16 protein-coding genes and 1 pseudogene are annotated in these 15,256 nt (G+C 72.6%); 8 read left to right on the forward strand and 9 right to left on the reverse strand.

The genetic code is table 11. From position 1 onward, the window contains the following. Positions 1 to 13: 13 nt before the first annotated feature. From ACQPW6_RS06280 to ACQPW6_RS06295, 4 genes and pseudogenes are all read right to left on the reverse strand, one after another. Positions 14 to 1,120: a hypothetical protein gene (locus tag ACQPW6_RS06280; RefSeq protein ID WP_433888535.1), complete on the reverse strand. Its 1,107-nt coding sequence runs from the start codon at positions 1,118 to 1,120 to the stop codon at positions 14 to 16. Positions 1,121 to 1,920: 800 nt separating this feature from the next. Continuing rightward, a pseudogene (locus ACQPW6_RS06285) lies at positions 1,921 to 2,055 on the reverse strand (transposase); the annotation flags it as partial. Positions 2,056 to 2,368: 313 nt separating this feature from the next. Further along, positions 2,369 to 3,337 carry a pirin family protein gene (locus tag ACQPW6_RS06290; RefSeq protein WP_433888536.1) on the reverse strand — a complete coding sequence of 323 codons (969 nt, stop codon included), beginning with the start codon at positions 3,335 to 3,337 and terminating at the stop codon, positions 2,369 to 2,371. A gap of 78 nt (positions 3,338 to 3,415) precedes the next feature. Further along, positions 3,416 to 5,272 (reverse strand): acyclic terpene utilization AtuA family protein, encoded by a 1,857-nt coding sequence (locus ACQPW6_RS06295; protein ID WP_433888537.1) that lies wholly within the window; start codon positions 5,270 to 5,272, stop codon positions 3,416 to 3,418. A 141-nt stretch (positions 5,273 to 5,413) separates the two neighbouring features. On the opposite strand from ACQPW6_RS06295, the gene ACQPW6_RS06300 reads away from it, so the two are divergent. Then, the gene (locus ACQPW6_RS06300; protein ID WP_433888538.1) at positions 5,414 to 5,950 is read left to right on the forward strand and encodes an NUDIX hydrolase; all 537 of its coding nucleotides are present in this window, start codon (positions 5,414 to 5,416) and stop codon (positions 5,948 to 5,950) included. 15 nt (positions 5,951 to 5,965) lie between these two features. Here the strand turns inward: ACQPW6_RS06300 and ACQPW6_RS06305 are convergent, their stop codons facing one another. Then, positions 5,966 to 6,943: a winged helix-turn-helix transcriptional regulator gene (locus ACQPW6_RS06305; RefSeq protein WP_433888539.1), complete on the reverse strand. Its 978-nt coding sequence runs from the start codon at positions 6,941 to 6,943 to the stop codon at positions 5,966 to 5,968. 69 nt (positions 6,944 to 7,012) lie between these two features. Between ACQPW6_RS06305 and ACQPW6_RS06310 the strand changes: the two genes are divergently transcribed. Further along, complete coding sequence (locus ACQPW6_RS06310) at positions 7,013 to 8,377, forward strand: MFS transporter (protein ID WP_433888540.1); 1,365 nt, start codon at positions 7,013 to 7,015, stop codon at positions 8,375 to 8,377. A 57-nt stretch (positions 8,378 to 8,434) separates the two neighbouring features. On the opposite strand, the gene ACQPW6_RS06315 is transcribed toward ACQPW6_RS06310, so the two are convergent. Next, positions 8,435 to 8,788 carry a hypothetical protein gene (locus tag ACQPW6_RS06315; RefSeq protein WP_433888541.1) on the reverse strand — a complete coding sequence of 118 codons (354 nt, stop codon included), beginning with the start codon at positions 8,786 to 8,788 and terminating at the stop codon, positions 8,435 to 8,437. 28 nt (positions 8,789 to 8,816) lie between these two features. Between ACQPW6_RS06315 and ACQPW6_RS06320 the strand changes: the two genes are divergently transcribed. The 4 genes from ACQPW6_RS06320 to ACQPW6_RS06335 are packed head-to-tail and all read left to right on the forward strand — an operon-like array spanning position 8,817 to position 10,773. Further along, the gene (locus ACQPW6_RS06320) at positions 8,817 to 9,821 is read left to right on the forward strand and encodes a hypothetical protein (protein WP_433888542.1); all 1,005 of its coding nucleotides are present in this window, start codon (positions 8,817 to 8,819) and stop codon (positions 9,819 to 9,821) included. Continuing rightward, entirely contained in the window at positions 9,818 to 9,985 is a 168-nt protein-coding gene (locus ACQPW6_RS06325; protein WP_433888543.1) for a hypothetical protein, read from the forward strand. Before ACQPW6_RS06320 ends, ACQPW6_RS06325 begins: the two co-directional genes overlap by 4 nt. 39 nt (positions 9,986 to 10,024) lie before the next feature. Continuing rightward, positions 10,025 to 10,441, forward strand: a complete 417-nt coding sequence (locus ACQPW6_RS06330) for a YidH family protein (RefSeq protein WP_433894441.1) — start codon at positions 10,025 to 10,027, stop codon at positions 10,439 to 10,441. Beyond that, positions 10,429 to 10,773, forward strand: a complete 345-nt coding sequence (locus ACQPW6_RS06335) for a DUF202 domain-containing protein (protein ID WP_433888544.1) — start codon at positions 10,429 to 10,431, stop codon at positions 10,771 to 10,773. Before ACQPW6_RS06330 ends, ACQPW6_RS06335 begins: the two co-directional genes overlap by 13 nt. Positions 10,774 to 10,831: 58 nt before the next feature. On the opposite strand, the gene ACQPW6_RS06340 is transcribed toward ACQPW6_RS06335, so the two are convergent. Next, positions 10,832 to 11,743, reverse strand: coding sequence for a hypothetical protein (locus tag ACQPW6_RS06340; RefSeq protein WP_433888545.1), 912 nt, complete (start codon positions 11,741 to 11,743; stop codon positions 10,832 to 10,834). Between the two features lie 57 nt (positions 11,744 to 11,800). Next, entirely contained in the window at positions 11,801 to 12,724 is a 924-nt protein-coding gene (locus ACQPW6_RS06345) for a LysR family transcriptional regulator (protein WP_433888546.1), read from the reverse strand. 99 nt (positions 12,725 to 12,823) lie between these two features. Here ACQPW6_RS06345 and ACQPW6_RS06350 point away from each other — a divergent pair, with 99 nt between their 5' ends. Beyond that, positions 12,824 to 13,222, forward strand: coding sequence for a YybH family protein (locus ACQPW6_RS06350; RefSeq protein WP_433888547.1), 399 nt, complete (start codon positions 12,824 to 12,826; stop codon positions 13,220 to 13,222). Between the two features lie 57 nt (positions 13,223 to 13,279). Then, positions 13,280 to 13,780 carry a gluconokinase gene (locus tag ACQPW6_RS06355; RefSeq protein WP_433888548.1) on the forward strand — a complete coding sequence of 167 codons (501 nt, stop codon included), beginning with the start codon at positions 13,280 to 13,282 and terminating at the stop codon, positions 13,778 to 13,780. Positions 13,781 to 13,928: 148 nt separating this feature from the next. Here the strand turns inward: ACQPW6_RS06355 and ACQPW6_RS06360 are convergent, their stop codons facing one another. After that, positions 13,929 to 15,236 carry a glucarate dehydratase family protein gene (locus ACQPW6_RS06360; protein WP_433888549.1) on the reverse strand — a complete coding sequence of 436 codons (1,308 nt, stop codon included), beginning with the start codon at positions 15,234 to 15,236 and terminating at the stop codon, positions 13,929 to 13,931. Between the last annotated feature and the right edge of the window lie 20 nt (positions 15,237 to 15,256).

Raw genomic sequence — 15,256 nt, forward strand, 5'->3', positions numbered from 1 at the left:
CGCCGGACAGGTTCTAGATGTGATGACTCCCGGGAGGGCCGTACTCGTCAATGAACCGTTCTGCTGTCCGGCGGACTTCGGTGGAGGCGATGCCTTGGGCGGAGAGGATGCGGGCCGCGGTGCGGCGTGTCATCTCCAGGTCCATTCTCATGCCGCGCTCAATGGGTTCGATCGGGAGCTGGCTGTAGCGCTGGTGGACTGCCTGGGCTGAACATTCCAAGCCGAGGCCGAGGTCGTCCCATGTTGCGCCGCGAGCTTGTGCCTCGTACAGGAGCTGCTCCACCACGCGACTGTTCATCTCCCCAACCGTGCGCAGGGCGTGCAGACTAGCAAGGGCGTTGCTGTGATCCTCGGACAGCTCGGCCCAGTACAACTGGGTCTCCAACATCCCCTCTTCCGCACGCACACGGAAACGATCTTGGGCGTTCAGTGTTCGCCCGATGGACTTCGTGATCGCCTTCCCTGAGGTGAGGTTCTGCATCAGTACGAGGTGGCTCTCGCGGAGGTTGGCGACCAGCCCGCGGAATCTGCCTACTGTCTCGTGGTCGTTCCAGCGACCCAGATCCGGTAGAGATGGGTTGCCGTACTGCTTCTGCGCGGCTTGTCGAGAGCACTCCAAGGCGGCAGCGATCTTGGGCCAGGGCACCTGTACCTGCCGGGCATGGCGCAATTGGCGAATGCGCTCGTGGTGCACAAGCGAGTGCACGCCGCGAGCAGCATGCAGTGCGGCGAGCACGACGCGTCTCCCCCGCGGCAGGGACGCCGCGTAGTGCGCGTCCGCGCTTCGCCCAGCTCTGCTACGCGCCTCGCCTGTGCGACCTCCTCGCCTCGGTAGGTGCAGGTCATCCAGAATGCAGCAGGGCTCCACCGTAGGCCGTGACCAGTTGGTCAGGCGGCTGTCGCGGAGCACGGCCAGCAGTTCGCGCAAGAGGGTGTTGGGCTCGTCGTACTGCCACGTCCACTCCAGCATGAGCGGCGAGAGGTAGTCCCAGGGGAAGGGCGGATTGAGCAAGATCAGCTTGTAAACCCACGGCAGGACCAGGGATCCCTGGTCCGTGCCTGTCATCGGACCAAACGGTCCTTCGACTGACCGCTGCTCCGTTTCCAGGTCGTCTTCCATATCAAGGAAGGTTGCCATTTTCTGGCTGCCGGGGCATCAGTCCAGTTCAGCCTTGCTATCCGCGGACCCTGGACATGGCTGTCAAGGAACGTTTCCGCAGGTCCTGGTGAGTGCCCGTCAGTCTTGACGTACGCGGAAACAGCGACCGTGGGCTGCACTCCAGTCATGAGTGCGGCCCCCTGCTCCTACAGGAGGCCGCTGCGTCCACGCCGACATCCTCCGGGACAACGACTGGAGCGCATCTCCATGACATCAGATTCAACCTCTTCCGACACGCCTGCGGCAGCCAAGCAGCGAGGTCTCGCCCCAAGGCCAGCGTGGTTCGTCGGCCTTGCCGTGCTCGCTGTCGCTGCCCTGATCACCTTGGTGGTGGTTACCGGGGAACCGGTCGACTTCGTTGCCTCGGCCATCGGCAGCATCATCTGCGCGGTGACCGGGCTGGCAGCCGTCTTCCGTCGCGGTGGTGAGCGTCGATAGCGCCACCCGCTCAACTCGAAGGGGGCCTGACACCGAGAGGTGGCTGGCCCCCTTCTCATGCACGTGGCGATCCTGCCCAATACTGCCGCCATTGCCAGCGCATGCCGAGTTCGGTGAGCCGAGTTGCGCCTTCGGTGACGATGGCGGCTTTCCTGCTGCGCCTGTTGGCGAGGAACAGGCCGAGGCTGGTCGTGATGGTGGTGTTGTCGTCCGAGGCCAGGTCCTCCTCGTGGCTGCGTGAGGCGTTGAGGTGGCTTCGCGTTTGCGGTATTCGGCCTGCGGCGGCCAGGTTCCGGGCTTCCTTCTCTATGTGCGGGACCCTCGCCGGTGCGCAGCCGGAACAGGATCCCGTTGATCACCCTGCGGTAGTCGCACCAACGCCGGCCCCGGCCACCGCACTTCGGCAGGTGCAGCTTCAGCCCCACCCACTCCTCATTCGTCAGATCACCCCACCCCACGACCAGAACAACGATCACACCGTCGGCTGGCCACAAGATCCGCCGGACAGGCCCTAGGCCTGCCCGAGCACTGTCATCACCATGGCAAGCAACCCACAGAAGCCAGAAATGATGACCCATCAGTAGAGTCAGTATTGGGTCAGCATTCGTTCTGGCACACCAGGTCAGAGCAGGGCACGGTTGGGACTCTCGGCGCCGGTCGAAACGCCGTACCAGGCCGCCACACAAGTCGCCCGGCGCTCAGGGCGCGCAGCCGCGCGTGCGGAAGCCCTGGGTGCCTGCGGCAATCTCGACATCCCACGAAATGGCCAGCTCAGCGGGTGCGGCCCCGGGGTTTCAGGGGGGTCGGGGGGAGAGCAGGAGCGGAGAGGCGGGGGCCGGCGTAGCCGTGGACTTCTCCGAAGCGGGAGCCCTTGATCCAGTCTTCTCGGGCTTCTACGATGTCTTCAGCTGACCGGCCGAAGAAGTTCCACCACATGACCAACCGCTCCTCGAAGGGCTCGCCCCCCAGCAGCATCAGCGAGCTGTCCACCTCCGCGCTCAGCGGCAGCGTGCTGCGGCCGGAGCCGAGGTAGAGCATCGAGCCGGGGCCCACCCGTACGCCGTCCACCTCGGCCTCGCCGGACATGGCCATGACCGCGTACTCGAAGTCGGGCTCCACCGGGAGCCGGGCGGAGGTGCCGGCCGCCAGGGTGACGTCGGCGCCGACGATCGGGGTGAAGGTGCTGCCGGGGGAGGCGGCGCCGTCCAGCTCGCCGAGGATCACCGTGGCCCGCAGGCCGCTGCCGCCGCTGACCTCGGGCAGCGCCACGTGGTGCTCGAAGGCGGGCGCGCGGTGCCGGTGGGCGTCGGGCAGCGCCACCCACAGCTGGGCCCCGTGCAGGTAGCGGGCGTGGTCGCGGGGCGACTCCTCGGAGTGGGAGATGGCCCGGCCCGCGGTCATCAGGCCCAGCTCGCGCGGGCGCACGGTCTGCTTGCTGCCCAGGCTGTCGCGGTGCAGCACCTCGCCCTCGTGCAGCCAGCTCACCGTCTGGAGGCCGATGTGCGGGTGCGGCGGCACCTGCATGCCGGGCTCCTGCGCGATGTCGTCGGGCCCGTAGTGGTCGACGAAGCACCACGCGCCGACCATCCGGCGGCCGAGGTTCGGCAGCAGCCGCCGTACCTGCGTGCTCTCACCGAGCGGCACGGCACGGGCGCTGAGCAGTTCGCGGACCGGTCCGTCGGGAACGTCCTCGCGACCGCCGCATTCGGTGGCCGCCGGTTGCACATCGAGATTGCTCATGCCCCGATCATGCCGCTACCGGCGGCCGAACCGCCGTCAAGGCCGCTGCGGCGGCGCCGTCAGAGCACGCACACTCCCTCAGGCCTCCGGCATCGCCGTGTACACGCTCTGCCACGGGTCGGCCAGGCTCTCCGGGATGTCGGCCAGGCAGCCGCGCAGCCGCTCCCCCAGCGCCTTGGCCTGCGGATCTGCGCTGGTGGAGGCCGCGACCCCGGCGCCGAGCAGCCCGTGGACGACGAAGTTGACGGCCCGCAGGTTCGGCAGCTCGTAGCGGCTCACCGGCAGCTTGGCGGTCTCCGGGAGCAGCGCCCGCAGCCGGGCCACGTCCAGGTAGTCGCGCAGCCAGGCGTACGTCTGGTCGTCGCGCGCCCACAGCCCGACGTTGGCGTCGCCGCCCTTGTCACCCGACCGGGCGCCGACCAGCGTGCCGAGCGGCAGCCGTACGGTACGGCCCCGCCCCTCGTACGGCTCGGGCCGCAGCGGCCGGACGGCGGTGGCGGGCGCGGCCGCCGGGGGGACGGGATCCGGCCGTATCGCGTCGGCCTGCGGCCCCGGCCGGGCGTACCGGGTGTCGGAGGCCGCCTCGGACGTGTCGGCGCGGGGCACCGGCAGCCGGGTGCCGTCGTCCAGTACGGTCACGGCGCCGACCTCGGCGGCCGGCACCAGCGCAGGCCAGTAGACGCCGTATTCGGTGGCCTTGGCGGCGGCGTGCTCCAGGTAGAGGCCCGGGTAGCCGGCCAGCGCGGTGCCGGCGACCGCGCTGAAGAAGCCGCGGCCGACCTTGTCCTGGTCGGGGTCCTGCACGGTGAGGGTCAACCGGTCGGCGGTGCCGCCGTGTTCGCGGCGCAGGTCGTAGACGGCGAAGCGGCCGGGGCCGCCGGTGGCGTCGCGGAGGGTGGCCTCGGCGAAGTCGGCCTTGGCGTCCAGGTCGAGCCCGGTGAGCACGAAAGTGGCCGAATTCCGGTACCCGCCGCGGTGGTTGACGCAGACCTTGAGGTCGGCAGGGGCCGGTTCGCCGATCACCGGGCCGACCGCGACCCGGTCGGGGCCCTGCTGGGTGAGCCGTACGGTGTCGAACCGGGCCACCGCGTCGGCGTTGAGATAGGCCGGGCGGCCGATCTCGTAGAGCAGTTGGGCGGTGACGGTGCCGACGGTGACCGCGCCGCCGGTGCCGGGGTGCTTGGTGATGACGCTCGAACCGTCGGCGTGCAGTTCGGCGATCGGGAAGCCGGGGTGCACGGGGTCGGGGATCTCGGTGAAGAAGGAGTAGTTGCCGCCGGTGGCCTGGGTGCCGCACTCGATGATGTGGCCGGCGGTGATCGCGCCGGCCAGCCGGTCCCAGTCGTCGAGTGCCCAGTCGAACGCCCAGGCGGCGGGCCCGACCACCAGCGCGGCGTCGGTGACCCGGCCGCAGATGACGACGTCGGCGCCGGCCCGCAGCGCCCGCGCGATGCCCCAGCCGCCGAGGTAGGCGTTGGCGGTGAGCGGTTCGACGCCGGAGCCGGCCAGCGGGCGGCCGGTCGACAGATGGGCGAAGTCGTGGCCCGCGGCCTGGAGTTCGGGCAGCCGGTCCATCAGGTCGTCGCCCTCGACATGGGCGATCGACGGATTCAGCCTTCCGAGAGCGGCCACCTCGCGCAGCTTGGCGGCGAGGCCGGCCGGGTTCAGGCCGCCCGCGTTGACCACGATCTTGATGCCGCGCTGGAGGCAGGTGCCGAGCACGTCGCCCATCTGCGCCAGGAAGGACAGCGCGTAGCCGCCCTCCGGGTCGCGCTGCCTGGCCTTCCAGAGCAGCATCATGGTCAGTTCGGCGAGGTAGTCGCCGGTCAGTACGTCGATCGGGCCGCCCTCGACCATCTCGCGTGCGGCCGACAGCCGGTCGCCGTAGTAGCCGGAGCAGTTCGCGATACGCAGGGGTGCCTGCCGTCCGGTCAACTCGCTCTCCTGTCACTCCCGCGGTCACTCCTACGGGTCACCGACCTGAACGATCATCTTGCCGGTGTTCGCGCCGCGCAAGACCTACCGGGCAGCGTCGGCCACCGGCCCGCCCCGCCGGGCCGGTGGTTGAATCGGCGCATGACATCACCGCAACCGCCGCTGTCCGCCGACGAGATCATCGACATCGTCGACGAGGACGACCGGGTCGTCGGCCAGTCCAGGCGCGACGAGGCCTACGCCAGGGGGCTGCGGCACCGCTGCGCGTTCATCCTGGCCAGGGACGCCGAGGACCGGATCTTCGTGCACCGGCGCACCGACCGCAAGCTGGTCTTCCCCTCTCTCTACGACATGTTCGTCGGCGGGGTGGTCGGCGCCGGCGAGACCTACGACCAGACGGCGCTGCGCGAGGCCGAGGAGGAGCTCGGGGTGAGCGGACTGCCGCAGCCCGAGCGGCTGTTCACGTTCCTGTACGAGGACGGGCCGCGCCGCTGGTGGTCGGCCGTCTACCAGGTGCGCTGCGAACTCCCGGTGCGCCCGCAGCCGGAGGAGGTCGCCTGGCACGCGTTCCTGACCGAGGACGAGCTGACCGCCCGGCTGCCGGAGTGGCAGTGGGTGCCGGACGGCCTTGAGGGCTACCGCAGGCTGCTCAAGTGGCGGGCAGAGAAGAGCGGTTGAGCCTCGGGGAGGGCGTCACGCGCTCGCCGCGAGCAGCGACTCGGCCACCGCCGTCCGCATGTAGAGCACCGAACGGCCCGCCCGGTGCGCCGAGATGATCCCGGCGTCCCGCAGCGCGGTCAGATGCTGGTTGACGCCGGCCGCCGACAGGCCGGTGCGGCCGGCCAGTTCACTGGTGGAGGCGGGCACGGCCAGCTCGGCGAGCAGCAGCGCGCGGGTGCGGCCGATGACGGCGGCGACCGCGTCTGGCACGGCGGCCCGGTCGCGTTCCCACACCGAGCCGAGCCCCCGGCTCGGGTAGAAGAGCTGCTTGGTGGCCGGCGGCGCGGCCGTGGTGTGCACGCTCGACCAGGCGAAGACCGTCGGGACCAGTACCAGTCCCCTGCCGCCCAGGTCGGCGCCGATGTGGCAGACCGAGCCCGCCACCGTGAGGGTGTTGGCGCCCCAGCGCACCGACGGGTGCAGGTCGTCGAGCACCGCCTCGGCGCCGTCCGACGCCAGCCGCCGCGCCTGGTGGAAGACGTCGGCCTCCAGGATCGTCCGGACCTTCGGCCAGTACGGGGCCATCGCCAGCTGCCAGTAGCCGCTGATCTCGTCGGCGAGCCGGGCCAGGCCGGCCGCCGGGTCGTGGAACATGGCCTCGATCCGCGCGGTGCGCAGTCCGTATTCGGCCAGTTCGCGGCGGACCTCGGAGGCGGGGGTGGCGGCGACCTCGCGCAGTTCGCCGTCCAGGCCGGCCGAGGCCACCGGCGGCGGGGTGATGAAGTCCGGCAGGTAGCCGTCCGGCGGCACCAGATCGACCAGCAGGCCGCTGTCGAGTCCGGCGGCGGCCAGCCGCGGCGCGACCTCGTCCCGCCAGCGGCGGTGCACCGAGCGGCCGGCCGCGGTCTGGAACGCGCGGACGCTGGCGACGACCTCCCACAGCGGGGAGACCGCGAACCGGGTCCGCGCCACGTCACCCGCCGAGAACGCGAAACGGACATGTGCCGCCATCTGCTCCCCCGGATTCGGTCCTGCCTTAATGAATAGGGTCAACCTATCGGCCGGTCACACCATTCCCCCATGACCGCTCCCGTGCTTCCGGCCGAAGCCCCGGCAACTGCCCCGGCGCCGCCCGCGCCCACCGGCACCCCCGACCCCTCTCCCGCCTTCCCCGAGGCCCCCGCCGGCCGGTCGTCCGGGCGGATCAGGGCCGCCGCGTCCCGGCACTTCGGCGGCCTGCCCGGCCCGTTCTGGGTGGTCTTCAGCGGCACGGTGATCAACCGGATCGGCACCATGGTGCTGCCCTTCCTGGTGTTCTACCTCGGCTCCCGCGGCCTCAGCGACGGCCAGATCCCGTACGTCCTCGGCGCGCTCGGCGCGGGCGGGCTCGCCGGGCCGATCCTGGGCGGCTGGTTCGCCGACCGGTTCGGCCGCCGCCCGGCGATCCTCACCGGCATGATCGCCACCCCGGCCACCCAGGGGCTGCTGTTCCTGTCCCCCGGCCTGGTCACCCTCACGATGGCCGCCGCCCTGGTCGGTGCGGCCTCGGCGCTGCACGCGCCGGGCGTCGGCGCGGTGATCGCCGACTCGGCGCCCGTGCAGCGGCGGCAGGCCGCCTTCGGCCTCTACCACTGGGCGATCAACATCGGCGCGGCCACGGCGGGCGCGCTCGGCGGCTTCCTGATCGTGCACGGCTTCTGGGTGCTGTTCCTGCTCGACGCGGTCACCTGCCTCGGCTTCGCCGCCGTCGCCGCGTTCCTGCTGCCGCACGACGAGCCGCACACCAAGCCGCGCGACAGGCGACAGGGCAAGGGCGCGGCAGGGGGATCTCCTCAGCCCGCGACCGCCGGATACGGGGTCGTGCTGCACGACCGGCTGATGCTGCTCTTCGCCGCCGTGTGCGTCGCGGGCGAATGCGTCTACGCCCAGACCGAGTTCAGCATCCCGATGGCGATCCGCGACGACGGGCTGCCGGCCGGCGTCTACGGGCTGGTCGCAGTGGTCAACGCGCTGGTCGTCGTGCTGCTCCAGCCGTTCACCAACGCCTGGCTGCTGCGCTTCGACCGGATGCGGGTGTGGGGGGTGGCGTCGGTGCTGGTCGCGGTCGGCGTCGCGCTGACCGGGGTGGCCGGCGCCACGTCCGGCTACGTACTGACCACCGTCGTGTGGAGCGCCGGCGAGGTGTGCGCGGCCGGCATCGCCACCTCCGTCGTCGCCGACCTCGCCCCGGCCGACGCCCGCGCCCGCTATCAGGGGGTGCTCAACTGGTCGCGCGGCGTGGCCCGTTTCCTCGCACTGGCCGCCGCGCCCGCGCTCTACGCGGCGGCCGGCCCGGCCACGCTGTGGTGGACGGTCGCGGGGTTCGGGCTGTGCGGCGCGGCCGGTGCGCTGCTGCTCCGTCCCGCGCTGCTGCGCCGGACAGCGGCGGAGCCCGTCGTCCGGTGAACGCCGGGCCGTCAGCGGGGGTCCGGGCAGCCACGGGGGTGCTGCCCGGACCCCGGCTCAGCCCAGCACCAGCAGCCCGGCGATCACCGAGGCCGCGTTGGCGGCGACCGAGGCGGCGTACGGCAGCGGCCCGCGCATCCGCAGCAGCCGGCCGAGCAGCGCGCCCTCGATCACGCAGACCGCGCTCTCCGCGACGGCGAAGGCGGGCCAGTACGCTGCGCCGTGCACCTGCCGCAGGAACCACCAGAGCGGCGGGTGCGTCACACAGTTGACCATGACGGCGGCGAGGGCCGTACGGCGTGCTCGGGTGCGGGCCGCGGGTGCTCCGACCGGGGACGCCACCGCGACCGCCGCCACGTAGACGGGGACCTCCACCAGCAGGGTGAGCGCGAGGGCCAACGGGTACGGCACGAGCGGATCGTGCCACGGGGAGGGGCCGATGGCCAGCACGGCCGGTACGGGTGTACGCCCGCTGGTGACGACGGGCCCGCGCGGCCCGGCCCGGGCAGGCGTGACCGTACCGGTGGCGGGCTTCGCGCTCGCCACCTGCGTGACGCTGGCCCTCGCGCTGCGACTGCCCGCCGGTACCGCGGTGGTGGGCCTCGCCACCTTCGGCATCCTGCACAACGTGCTCGAACTGCGGTACATGGCGGGCCGGTTCGAGGGCGTGCTGCGCGGCCCGTTCCTGCGGCTGCTGGCCGCGCTGATCACCGGCATCGTGCTGTGCCGGGTGCTGCCGCCGTCGACCGGCACCCGGGCCGCGGAGATCCTGCTCGCGTACGGCCTGCTCGCGGTGGCCTGCGTGCACGCGCTGCGCTCCCGTCCGCTGCTGCTCGCGACGGCGGCGGTGGTGATCGCCGCGGCAACGACAGCGTCGCTGACCTTCCCCGCCTACCACTTCGTGATGCTGACCCATCTGCACAACGTGGTGCCATTGCTCTTCTTGTGGGAGTGGTCGCGGGACATGCCGCGCGGCCGGACCGCGTTCAGGGCGGTGCAGTTCGGCTGGGTGCTGGTGATCCCGGCGCTGCTGCTGGGCGGCGCGTTCGACGGCCTGATGGGCGGCGGCTCCGGCTGGACCGACCGGCTGTCGCTCTCGTACACCCCGCCGGCCTGGCAGCACACCGAGGCGGGGCTGCGGTTCGTCACCGTCTTCGCCTTCATGGCGATGATGCACTACCTGGTGTGGGTGTGGTTCATGCCGCGCTACGCGCCCGACGCCACCGAGGCGTTCGAGCGCCGGGTGCCCGGGATGACCGGCCGCTGGGCGTGGGGTCTCGGGCTCGGCGGGGCGGCGGCGCTCGCGGTGCTGTTCGTCAGCGACTACTCGCAGGGCACCTCGCTGTACGCGGCCGTGGCCAGCTACCACGCCTACCTGGAGTTCCCGGTCCTGCTGATGCTCGTCCTGGGCCTCGGCCCCGGAACCCCCGGAGGGAAGAAGTGACCCAGACCCTGTCCGGCGGCCTGCCGTCGTACCTGCTCGCCGATGTGGCGCCGCCGCCGTCGGACTCCGGCGGCTCGCACCACGTGGTGCTCGCCGTGGCCGGGGTGGTGCTGCTCGCCGCCGTCCTGGCGCTGATCATCGCGGCGGTGTCGCGCCGCAGGTGACCCCGCTCGCCGGATGGTTAGGGTGGGCGGGTGAGCGAAATCGACGGGGCGGAGCCGGCGCGGCGGGGCGGGCTCGACTCGGTCCGGCTGTGGTTCTCCCCGGCCCGCGTCCAGGACGAGGGCAGCACGCCCGACTACCGCTTCTCGCTCGCCAACGAGCGGACGTTCCTGGCCTGGATCCGTACGGCGCTGGCCCTGATCGGCGGCGGTTTCGCCGTCGACCAGTTCCTCACCGACCATCTCACCCACTGGGTGCGGGTCGCGCTCGCGCTGGTGCTGCTGGCCGGCGGCGTGGCCTGCACGCTGCGGGCGGTCAACCAGTGGGTGCGCTGCGAGCGCGCGATGCGGCGCGGCGAGGACCTGCCGGTGTCCCGTTTCCCGGCGGTGCTCGCGGTGCTGGTGGCGGTGACGGCGGTGGCGATGGTGTGCGTGGTGCTGTTCGGGTGGGCGGGGTGACGAACGCGCGGCGCGCCGTCGAGACCGATCGCGACCCGGGGCTGCAACCCGAGCGCACCCGGCTGGCCTGGCGGCGCACGACGCTCTCCTTCGCGGTCGTCACCGTGCTCGCGATGCGGCTGGCGCTGGAAGGCGACCGCTCGGGGACGGTGCTGCCGGCGGTCGCGGTGTTCCTCTCCGCCCTCGCCTTCCTGGCCTTCCTGCGGCTGGCCCACCGGCGGATACAGCGGCTGGACGCGTCACGGCCGTCGACGATGCCGCCGAGCATGGCGGTGGCGGTCGCGGGCTGCACGGTGGCGGTCGCGGTGTTCGCGGCGACGCTGGCCCGCTGACCGCACGGGTTCGGCGGCGGTCAGCGGGACCGGCGACGGTGATCGGGGCCGGCGGCGGTCAGCGGGACCGCCGGCGCAGCACGCTGACCAGCGCGCGCACCTCGCGGTCGGCGAAGCCGGGCTCACCGGCGATCGTCCGCACCAGCCCGTCCCGTACGGCACGGCTGCGCCCGGCGGCCACCATCGCCAGCGACTCGGCCAGCGCCTCGGGCAGTTCGCTGTGGTGCCAGGGCGTGCCGGCGTCCTCGTCGAACCACCGGACGGCCGGGAAGGAGGCGTGCACCTTCGGCTGCCGGTTGCCGAGCCAGTCCCAGACCGGCCACGGCATCGACACGTTGACCACATGCCCGGCCGGCAGCGTGCGCACCCAGGGCGCCGACTCCGGCGACTGCTGCCAGCGCCAGTGGTTCGGGCTGGTCCGGCCCTGGACGGTGACCCCGACATAGCGCAGCTTGCGGCGGACCACCGGCCACGGCTCGCGGCTCTCCTCGATCCAGCCGGCCAGCTCACGGTGGATACGGTCGAACGTGGAGCCCCCGTCGACCACGTCCACCACGGCGAGCGGCCGGTCGCGCCGGGCCAGCGCCCGCGGTTCAAGACCGGCGGCGGCCAGGTGCTCGCGGAACCGTTGCCGTACGGCCGCCGTCCACTCCGAGCGATAGCGGGACCACATCGACACCGGCAGCCGGTACAGGGCGCAGGGCCCGCCCGCGACCTCGAAGGCCCCGGTCAGCAGGTCGTACATGCTGTCGAGCGAGCGCCCCACGAAGCACAGGTCGCCGGCTCCGGCCCGGGCGAGCACCTTCCCGGTGCACACGGTCAGCTCCGGCAGATGCCACAGCGGGGCCTCACCCGCCCCGTCCAGCAGGCCGCCGAGCCGGGCCGGACCGCCGCCCGTGTACGACGACAGGGCCCACCGGTACGGCTGGGGCGGCGGGCTGGGCGGGCTGGAAGAAGCGCGGCGGGACATGCGTCCAGTGCAGCACCGCGAGGTCGGCCGCGTCACCGGATTTACCGGGGATCGGCCCTACCCGGGATCGGCGGCCACGGGCTGCGGCGGCACCACGGGGCCGGGGCCGGCGAACGCCCGCCGGGCGTGGGTGAGCAGCTCGCGTACCGCGGGACCGCGGGTGTTCCGCCAGGCCAGGGCGAGCAGGGCGGGCGTCTCGACGTCCTCGATGATCCGCGCGGTGAGCCGGTCCCGGTAGCGCGCGGCCATCGACTCGCTGAGGACGGCGACCCCGAGCCCGCGGGCGGCGAGATCGGCGACCGCTTCGGCGGCACTGGCCTGGAGCGCGATCACCGGGTGCAGGCCCTGTGCGGCGCAGGCCCCGTCGAACACCGTCCGCAGGCCGGTGCCCGGCGGCATGCAGATGACGGACCGGCCGGCCAGGTCGCGCAGGGTGACCGGCGGCCCTTCCGCGAGCGGGTGCCCGGCCGGAACGGCGACGACCAGCCGCTCGCTGATGATCGTCAGCGTGTCGAGGCCGCCGAGGTCGTCGGTCGCGGTGCCGATCAGCGCCAGGTCGATCGCGCCCGCCCGGACCTCCTCCACGAGCCGGTCGGAGCTGTCCTCAAGCAGCTCCAGCTCCACTCCGGGATGCGCCCGGTGGAACGCGGCAAGGGCCTCGAACAGCGGCGTCACCGTACAGCCGATGACCATCCCGACCGTCAGCCGGCCGCGGATCAGCGCGGTCACCTCGCCCACCGCCTGGCCGACCGCACCGGCGGCGGCGAGCGCGGCACGGGCGTGTTCCAGCGCCGCCTTCCCCGCCACGGTGAGGGTCGCGGTACGCGCGGAACGGTCGAAGAGCTCGCCGCCGAGCTCCCGTTCGAGCCGGCGGATCTGGGCGCTGACGCCGGACTGGCTGATGTGCACCCGCTCCGCGGCCCGGGTGAAGTTCCGCTCCTCGGCGACCGCGACGAAGTATTCGAGCTGCCTCAGGTCCATGACTCCTGATTCTAGCTCTCAGAAGAACCATCTGTTGGACTTCTGATCGGCCGGCGGCCACGCTGGAGGGAACAGCACATCGGAAGCCGGGAGGAATCCATGTCTGAGTACGAGCCCGAGTACGAGAAGGCCATGCGGCCCGAGGACATCACCCGCCTGTTCGTGGAGCGGTCCAACGCCGGTGACGCGGCCGGCGTCGCCGCCCTCTACGAGCAGGACGCGGTGCTCGCCTACCCGCCCGGCGGCCGGACCGTCGGCCGCGAGGCGATCCGCGCGCTGTGGGAGAAGGTACTGGCCGGCCGCCCGCACTTCGAGCCGGAGCAGCCGCTGCCGACGCTGCTCAGCGGCGACATCGCCCTCACCTCGACACCGCCGGGAGACGGGGCCGGCGCCCGCGCCCAGGTCGTACGGCGGCAGTCCGACGGCAGCTGGCTGCGGGTGCTCGACCAGCCCGAGTTCGTCCATCCCTCCGACCGGCCGGCGGCGCCCACCGCCTAAGCTGCGTACGGCGGCAGGCAGCCTGCGCCCGGGGGCCGGACCGGAAGGTGCGCATTGATGGCAGTCGGGCCGGTGGTCGTGGTGATGGGGGTCGCCGGGTCGGGGAAGTCGGTGGTCGGGCGGCTGCTCGCACAGCGGCTCGGCGTGGAGTTCGCCGAGGGCGACGACTTCCACCCCGCGGCCAACGTCGCGAAGATGTCTGCCGGGCAGCCGCTCGACGACGCCGACCGGGAGCCGTGGCTCGACGTGGTCGCCGGCTGGATAGCCGGGCGCGGCGAGCTGGGCGGGGTCGTGAGCTGCTCGGCGCTGCGGCGGCGCTACCGCGACCGGCTCCGCGCGGACACCCCCGGGGTGTTCTTCCTGCACCTGGACGGCTCGCCGGCGCTGATCTCCGGCCGGCTGGCCGAGCGGACCGGCCACTTCATGCCCGCCGAGCTGCTGCGCTCGCAGTACGACACGCTCGAACCGCTCCAGCCGGACGAGGCCGGGGCGGCCGTCGTCATCGACGGGCCGGTGGAGGCGACCGTCGAACGGGCGCTGGCGCGGATCCCGCGCTGACCGGCCGGGTACGGCGGGGTACGGCGACGGGACGGGGCGCGGCGACCGGGCCGGAGGTGAGGCCGGGCGCGGCAACTGGGCGCGGCGACCGGGCCGGGCACGGTAGCCGGGCCGGGAGCACCGGCCCGGGCCCGCTACCGCCGCGTCGCTACCAGCGCGGCACCGACGGCGTCACCCACTCCGGGTCCGCCTTCCGCATCGCCGCCGCGTCGTCGCGGTTCCGCATCGTGCCGTCGTCGTCCAGCCAGCGCTGGTGCAGCGCCGCCAGCGCGGCACGGTCGAGTTCGACGCCGAGGCCGGGCAGGTCGCTGACGGTGAGCCGGCCGTCGGTGAAGACGTGCCGCTCGGTGATGACGTCCTCGGTCTGCCACGGGTAGTGCGAGTCGCAGGCGAAGTCCAGGTTGGGGACGGTGGCGGCGACGTGGGTCATGGCGGCGAGGCTGATGCCCAGGTGGGTGTTGGAGTGCATCGACAGGCCGACGCCGAACGTCCGGCAGATCGCGGCCAGTTCGCGGGTGTTGCGCAGGCCGCCCCAGTAGTGGTGGTCGGACAGCACCACCTGCACGGCGCCGCGGCTGAACGCCTCGGCGATCTCCGGGAACGTCGTCACGCACATGTTGGTCGCCAGCGGCACGTCGGTGCCCGCCGCGACCTGGGCCATCCGCTCGGTGCTGCTGGCCGGGTCCTCCAGGTACTCCAGTACGTCGGCCAGCTCGCGGGCCACCGACAGCGAGGTCTCCACTGACCAGGCGCCGTTGGGGTCCAGGCGCAGCGGCCGGCCGGGGAACGCCTCGGCGAGGGCGCGGACGGCGGCGATCTCCTGGTCGGGCGGGAAGACGCCGCCCTTGAGCTTGAACGAGCCGAAGCCGTAGGTGTCGGCGAACCGCCGGGCCTGGGCGACGACGCCGGCCGGGTCGACGGCGGCGCCCCAGTCGTCGGACTCGCCCTGGCCGCCGGGGTGTTCGGCGAGCCGGTAGAAGAGGTAGGCGCTGTAGTCCACGGCGTCGCGGACCTTGCCGCCGAGCAGCGTGTGCACCGGCAGGCCGAGCACCTTGCCGAGGGCGTCCAGGCAGGCCACCTCGAAGCCGGAGATGACGGAGAGCCGCAGCTTGTCGGCGGTCTGCACGCCGCGCAGGCCGCCGACGTCCACGGAGTCCGACACGTCGGCGGGATCGCCGCAGACCTGCTCCGCGAGGGTGAAGAGGCCGTTCAGGTCGCTGACCTGGTGGCCGGACAGCGCCTGGGCGAGCGGCGCGGCGAGGTCGAGATAGCGGGTGTCGCCGTAGGTCTCACCGACCCCGGTGGTGCCGTCCGCGGTGACGACCTCGATGATGAGACGCGGGGTGTACGGCTGGTGGACGCCCTGGGTGTTGAGCAGCGGCGGATCGGCGATGAGGATGGGGGTCAGCCGGACCTCGGCGACCGTGAGGGCCGCGGAGCGCTCTGCTGTCTTCATATGTGAATTATGTTCACCCA

This window comes from Streptomyces sp. CA-111067 (assembly GCF_050956065.1).
Taxonomy (GTDB): Bacteria; Actinomycetota; Actinomycetes; order Streptomycetales; family Streptomycetaceae; genus Actinacidiphila.

Coding starts and splice junctions, on each gene's coding strand:
- ACQPW6_RS06280 (WP_433888535.1), bottom strand. CDS start 1,120: ATGGAAGACGACCTGGAAACGGAGCAGCGGTCAGTCGAAGGACCGTTT.
- ACQPW6_RS06290 (WP_433888536.1), bottom strand. CDS start 3,337: ATGAGCAATCTCGATGTGCAACCGGCGGCCACCGAATGCGGCGGTCGC.
- ACQPW6_RS06300 (WP_433888538.1), top strand. CDS start 5,414: ATGACATCACCGCAACCGCCGCTGTCCGCCGACGAGATCATCGACATC.
- ACQPW6_RS06305 (WP_433888539.1), bottom strand. CDS start 6,943: ATGGCGGCACATGTCCGTTTCGCGTTCTCGGCGGGTGACGTGGCGCGG.
- ACQPW6_RS06310 (WP_433888540.1), top strand. CDS start 7,013: ATGACCGCTCCCGTGCTTCCGGCCGAAGCCCCGGCAACTGCCCCGGCG.
- ACQPW6_RS06320 (WP_433888542.1), top strand. CDS start 8,817: ATGGCCAGCACGGCCGGTACGGGTGTACGCCCGCTGGTGACGACGGGC.
- ACQPW6_RS06340 (WP_433888545.1), bottom strand. CDS start 11,743: ATGTCCCGCCGCGCTTCTTCCAGCCCGCCCAGCCCGCCGCCCCAGCCG.
- ACQPW6_RS06345 (WP_433888546.1), bottom strand. CDS start 12,724: ATGGACCTGAGGCAGCTCGAATACTTCGTCGCGGTCGCCGAGGAGCGG.
- ACQPW6_RS06350 (WP_433888547.1), top strand. CDS start 12,824: ATGTCTGAGTACGAGCCCGAGTACGAGAAGGCCATGCGGCCCGAGGAC.
- ACQPW6_RS06355 (WP_433888548.1), top strand. CDS start 13,280: ATGGCAGTCGGGCCGGTGGTCGTGGTGATGGGGGTCGCCGGGTCGGGG.
- ACQPW6_RS06360 (WP_433888549.1), bottom strand. CDS start 15,236: ATGAAGACAGCAGAGCGCTCCGCGGCCCTCACGGTCGCCGAGGTCCGG.